Origin of the sequence: Shewanella sp. ZOR0012 (genome assembly GCF_000798835.1) — a bacterium.
Lineage (GTDB): Bacteria > Pseudomonadota > Gammaproteobacteria > Enterobacterales > Shewanellaceae > Shewanella > Shewanella xiamenensis.
In genome coordinates this window covers 1,084,964-1,090,712 of sequence record NZ_JTLE01000094.1, presented here as the reverse complement: position 1 = coordinate 1,090,712, position 5,749 = coordinate 1,084,964, and the positions used below count along the sequence as shown (strand labels likewise).

At 43.8% G+C, this 5,749-nt stretch carries 4 protein-coding genes and 1 pseudogene; all 5 read right to left on the bottom strand.

Annotated features, from left to right (window positions below; genetic code table 11):
• Window positions 1–113 precede the first annotated feature (113 nt).
• Window positions 114–1,850: a hypothetical protein gene (locus L976_RS06485; protein WP_047535320.1), complete on the bottom strand. Its 1,737-nt coding sequence runs from the start codon at window positions 1,848–1,850 to the stop codon at window positions 114–116.
• Between the two features lie 261 nt (window positions 1,851–2,111).
• Window positions 2,112–2,699, bottom strand: a complete 588-nt coding sequence (locus L976_RS06480) for a 2OG-Fe(II) oxygenase family protein (RefSeq protein ID WP_231570478.1) — start codon at window positions 2,697–2,699, stop codon at window positions 2,112–2,114.
• Window positions 2,700–2,924: 225 nt separating this feature from the next.
• Window positions 2,925–3,701, bottom strand: a complete 777-nt coding sequence (mtgA, locus tag L976_RS06475; protein ID WP_047535318.1) for a monofunctional biosynthetic peptidoglycan transglycosylase — start codon at window positions 3,699–3,701, stop codon at window positions 2,925–2,927.
• Window positions 3,702–4,376: 675 nt separating this feature from the next.
• Window positions 4,377–5,174: a phosphoadenylyl-sulfate reductase gene (locus L976_RS06470; RefSeq protein WP_047535315.1), complete on the bottom strand. Its 798-nt coding sequence runs from the start codon at window positions 5,172–5,174 to the stop codon at window positions 4,377–4,379.
• Window positions 5,167–5,749: pseudogene (locus L976_RS06465) on the bottom strand (sulfite reductase); the annotation flags it as partial. The gene L976_RS06470 and the pseudogene L976_RS06465, both read right to left, overlap by 8 nt.

Below are 5,749 nucleotides of genomic sequence, written 5' to 3'. Positions count from 1 at the left end.
ATCTGATCACAATGCGGGGAATGAGTTCAAAAAAAATCCCTGAGCATTGTTCAGGGATTTGTGTATGAGAGACAGGCAATTTGCTGGCTTTAAAATGCGGTGGAGTGATAAGTTTATTTCTTATCGCTTGCCTTTGAGTTCATCACAGAGCCAAAAACCAGACCTTGTTTATTCACATCAAAGCTCATTTGCACGCGCATATTATAGTCTTTCAATGCTTGCAGCTCTTCAGGCACTGGTTCACCAGTCATTTCTAACAGCGTCAGCACTGGGGTAAACATCTTACCGTAGTCGGCTGACATGCTGTAAAGGCCATTGGCTGATGGTTTTTCGCTCGCCAGTTTATTGGCTAACGCTAAACCTTTATCGCCAGAGTAAACCACTAAGTGTTGTCCCTTAATCGCCAACATCGGTTTGATATTAAGTTCTGGCGGCAACATTAATAGTGGAGATAAATCAGTGGGTTCACCATTATCCGCGACTTGCAGTTCAGCCAACATAGGGGCAAAAGGCTTAACCATGTTGAATAACATTGAAGGATTATCAGCGGTTAAACTGATTAAGGCATCTAAACTTTCGAGTTTAGGCTCTTGATCCTGTGAACTCATCTTATAGTCGAGTAATGACACACTCAGGCCTTTAACACCATTAGCCATGCCGGTAAACATACCCAACATCGCAGGGCTTTGCTGGCTTAATTCAGCCTGTAGCTCGGCTAGAGGCGCGCAGGTCAACTGTGGCTTTTGCAGATCATCCCAAATCGCGGTGAGCGAAGGCGCTACTTCATTAACATCAATCCCAAGGCCCATCGAGAAAATAGTGCTGTTAATATCCGCTAAATGGGTTGGAATAAAGCCGCGCATTTTTTGTAATGCCGTTAAAATTGCTTGGTTTTTGCTTTCAATCACAAAAGAAGCCGCCATATGGCTTTCTTTTTCAGTCGACGTGAATGCGGTTAAACCTCCCACTGTGCGCGGCCAGTTAGCCGCAATCGCGGTTAACTCAGTGCGACATTCTGGTGTACGGATTTGCGCTAACGGATCTTCACCTTGGCTTTCTTCTGCTAAGAACTTGGTGAGCTGTTTAGCTAACATATTGCCATCTTGAGAGGTTATCGCTTTAACAATCTCAACATGGTTGATAAAGCTGATGCTATCGTCCATAAAACCATGGGTTTTAATGATCTCTTGCAACATGCCAGATGCGGCTAAAGATTGGGCGGGTTTCTTCAATCCTAAAGCCATTTCCAATACTTCAGGCTCGATAGAGGAAGCCGAGAATGTGACCGTTAAAATGCCATCTTTATGGGCAAATAATAGGTCAGCTTTATCAGTTGAACCTTCTTCGGCAAACGAATAAGCACGGTAGTCAATCCCTGCTAAAGTACGCTTTTCGTGGGTATAACCACTTTCTTGTTCGGCTTTATCCAGTACAGCCCAGAATGCATCAATTTGATTAATATCTGTTTTAAGAACAGGCACTACACCTAAGGTATAAAAATAAGGCTTGATCTCATTCGGTAAACCGAAAGTCTTAAGCAATGCGGTAGGATCTTTCATTCCATCCATATATTGCTTATAAATACTCACAAAAAACTTAGCCATTGGGCTATCCAAATCGCCTAACTGAGCTAAGGAATCAGTTGAATATTGCTGGTAATTGCTAGAAATCGATTGCAGGTAGTTTTTCAGTGGAAACGGCTTTAACTGGCCAGTAAACACAGGGGTATCGGCTGGAATATAATCTAGCAAAGGATTGGCTGAAGCACTCGAGCTACTTCCGTGTTGAGTGTACCAATAAGCACCCGCCCCCGCTGCAATAATTGCCGCAGCAATAACAATCTTTTTCATCTAAAACTCCATTTAATTACCGTCAAAGTGACAAAAATAATACCGAAAGCACTTACCTTCGGCATTTAAATACTGACCTATTGTCATTCCTTATTACATCAACATTGCAAAATCAAAAGCTTATTATAACTAATCTTGAGAACGGATAAGCTAAGAAATAACGAATAGCAAATAAGAACTCATTAATATGCAAAAATCCGCGATAATCTACCATTAAAACGTCTTTGACGCTAATCGCGGCATGTGTCAGAAGCTTCCTATTTACTGGTTACTGGGCGCAATCGTTCGAAACCATCCTGTTACAGAAAAGCGTGGGCGCTTTGCAAACGGCGCGACAAATGAAACAGAGTGAGGATGGTGGACATCGAATAATGCCAAATTATTAAAGGTTGGCACCCAGGTATCAGTCAGCACACCTTTAGGGGTATAAAACTGCAGCAGCCCTCCCCAATCAGGATGCCATTCTGGAGTAAAGCCAAAAACAAAAGCAACTTTACGGCCCTCACTTTCCACAACATCATTATGTCTTGTTAAGAAATTCCCCTGAATATAACGACTCGCCTGCAGTGAGGCATAACAAATACCTTCAATACCCGTAATCGTTTGAATAAATTTAAACATGTCAGGGCTGTTAATAAAACGATGTAGCGATGTAAGTAATTCAGGTGAAGGCTTTCCATCTAAGCCTCCTACGAGATGACTTCCATATAAAAAACCAATCCCATTTGCAGCATTGTGTAATATTTTTTGCTGTAAATCTTTTTGAGCTTCAATCGGTAATTGGCGTATTTGTTGATCCGACACTCTCATTGGCTTATTGTCGACAAACATTGCATTATCAAAACTCACTTCACTAGCAAGTGTGTTAGCAATGACAGCTGCGGTTTCATTCTACCAGACGTGTTGAATATTGATTTTTGCATCTCTAGCATATTCTTCACGCAGTGAAGCCATATCTCGCTCAAAATTAAACTCAAACATCGTTTATTCCTTGGATCATTCGAACGCCTAACACTCATCCTACTCATCAGAGATGCATAATTACAATTTAATAACAAAATCACAATCGCAAATTTATTGTGCCTCACCGACTTTTTTGAGTGTCACCTCACCTAACTGACGCATTTGCTTGCGGATCCAAGCGGAACGTTGTTCAACATAGGAAGAAGGGGGGGAGACTTTATAACGCCAAGGGTTTGGTAAAACTGCAGCCAATAATGACGCCTCATAACGAGTTAATTTAGCTGCACTCTTGCCAAAATAATGCTTTGCTGCCGCTTCGGCACCATAAATCCCCGGACCAAATTCAACAATATTCAGGTATACCTCAAGGATACGCGCCTTATCCCAAAACAGTTCCATTAACAGGGTAAACCACGCCTCTATGCCCTTACGGATAAAACTACGGCTCGACCACATAAACAGGTTTTTTGCCGCTTGCTGGCTTAAGGTACTGGCCCCACGAACCTTTTTACCTTTTTGATTGTATTCGATGGCCGAACTAATCGCGTCTAAATCAAAACCACTGTGGCCAGCAAACTTTTGATCTTCTGCGGCAATCACGGCTAATTGCAGTTCAGGGGAGATTTGCTCAAGCGAGCGCCATCGATGCCTAACCTCAGTAATCGGTGCGGGCGGAAACAATGCCCGCTCTATTCGCCAACTCCACATCGGAGGATCGATAAAACGGAGTAGTACCACACTTAAAATAGAGGCGAAAAATAAACCCAAAACCAATTTGGCTAACCAAATAAATACACGCTTAACACCGCGCATCTTAGGCTTAGGGGTTGGATGATTAACTTGGGGACGATTGACATGATCGCGCATGGCATACAAAGGGGCGGTCATTTAATTATCCTCATCAATCACGCCATCCAAACTAACTGTTAGTCTAAGAGATTTTTTGCTTACAGTAGAATAGCAAAGTGTAAGCCGATGATAGTAAGTCATAAACTACAAAAAACCGAGCTGAATTGAATGAGGAAGATAAATTAATGATGCCACAAATTTGGCTCAACCTCGGCAGCTTTGACCACAGCTGACCGAGGTGAAAATGACTGATTAACAAGCGCTAGCAAGTCAATCAAACTGCTGGATACTCGCAGCGGCGAGCAAGGTCCTTTGGAAGTGCTACTGTTTTCCGTCTCGTTATATCGTTACACAGCAAACTAAGCCCATAAATAACGATATTCAACAACTTAACTTGGCAAAATACCGACTAAAGCAGATCTGCGCAGTAAACTCCCTCAAAACCATCTACGGGAACTTTGTAATATAGCTCAGAACATTCTAATGTGCATAACCCTGTGAGTAAAAATGTACAAAAAATTTAATTCAGGCAAACACATCTTAACTAACTCTATGAAAATACAATTTATCTGACTTTGATGACGGCAGAATGACATACAAAATACCTTAACGGCCAAACCGCTTTAAAATTAAGCAAAATACTCTTTTAGTGGCATAAAATAAAAAATGCCACAGGGAATACTGTGGCATTTTTCTATTTAATCAAATAGATGGCTATATTTCGTAATGCAGACCGCATTCGCGTTTTAAGCCATTAAAGCGTGTTTCTTCTTCAGACATCCCTAATTCTAAGGGTTTAGTAGAATGGGTATCCCCAACAGAAACATAACCTTGCTCCCATAGAGGATGGTAAGGCAAGTCAAATTGAGTCAAATACAGATGCACATCTTTGTTCGACCATTCGATAATCGGCAGCAGCTTAAAGCGAGTACCGTGGATAGCCAATATCGGTAACTCTTCGCGAGTGCTCGACTGGCTCCGGCGAAGTCCCGCAAACCAAGTGCCTACTTCAAGTTCCGCCAAAGCACGTTGCATCGGCTCCACTTTATTCAGTCGATTGTAACGTTCAAGACCCTCTAAGCCCTGCTCCCACAATTGGCCAAAGCGCGCCTCCTGCCATGCCGCCGTCATCGGCGCTTGGTAGACCTTAAGATTTAAGGATAAACGCTCGGTAAGCTGGTCAATAAACTGATATGTCTCAGGAAAGAGGTATCCAGTATCCGTTAAAATCACCGGAATATCCGATTGCACCTGACTCACCATATGCAACATCACCGCCGCCTGGATCCCAAAACTGGATGACAGCGCGTGATTACCCGGCAAATAGGCTAAGCCCCAGAGCACTCGCTCTTGAGCCGTCAAGCTAGCTAAGAAGCGATTAATGCGTTCCAGTTCCGCTTGCTGCACATCTTTAGGTGCCGTCAGCAGCGCTTTAAGTTCGCTACTACTTACCACGCTCTGCAACGCATTCGGCAAGCCGGAACCCGTCCCACCTGAATGAAGATCAGCCATGGAAATCCTTAGCGGCATCGATAACCGCCTTCACCACGCCCACGCGGACAGTGAAGTTACCAAAGGTTTCGCCTGCATTACGCTCAATCGCGTAGCGGGCAAATAATGCATCCAATTCAGCAAGGATCTCAGCCTCTTGGATATTCTCTCTGTACATCTTATTCAGGCGAGTGCCTTCGAAGTTCGCCCCGAGATACAGGTTATAGCGCCCCGGCGCCTTACCCACAAGACCGATTTCGGCGGCAAATGGGCGGGCACAACCGTTTGGACAGCCTGTCATACGCACCACGATTGCTTGATCGCTAATGCCATTCTTTGCTTGGAGCGCATCAATATGGTCAATAAATTCAGGGAAATAACGCTCAGCTTCCGCCATTGCCAATGGACAAGTTGGCAAGGCCACACAGGCAATCGAATGACCACGGGTTTGTGTCAACACTTGGCCGAGTAAACCGTGTTTACGGGCAAGCCCTTCGATAGTCGCTTTATCCTCGGGCACCACACCCGCGATAATCATATTCTGGTTTGAGGTCATACGGAAATCACCCTTGTGGATCTTAGCGATTTCACGCATA

Bases quoted from the DNA above. Each gene is read 5' to 3' on its own strand.
- L976_RS06485 (WP_047535320.1), bottom strand. From the start codon at position 1,850: ATGAAAAAGATTGTTATTGCTGCGGCAATTATTGCAGCGGGGGCGGGT.
- mtgA (WP_047535318.1), bottom strand. From the start codon at position 3,701: ATGACCGCCCCTTTGTATGCCATGCGCGATCATGTCAATCGTCCCCAA.
- L976_RS06470 (WP_047535315.1), bottom strand. From the start codon at position 5,174: ATGGCTGATCTTCATTCAGGTGGGACGGGTTCCGGCTTGCCGAATGCG.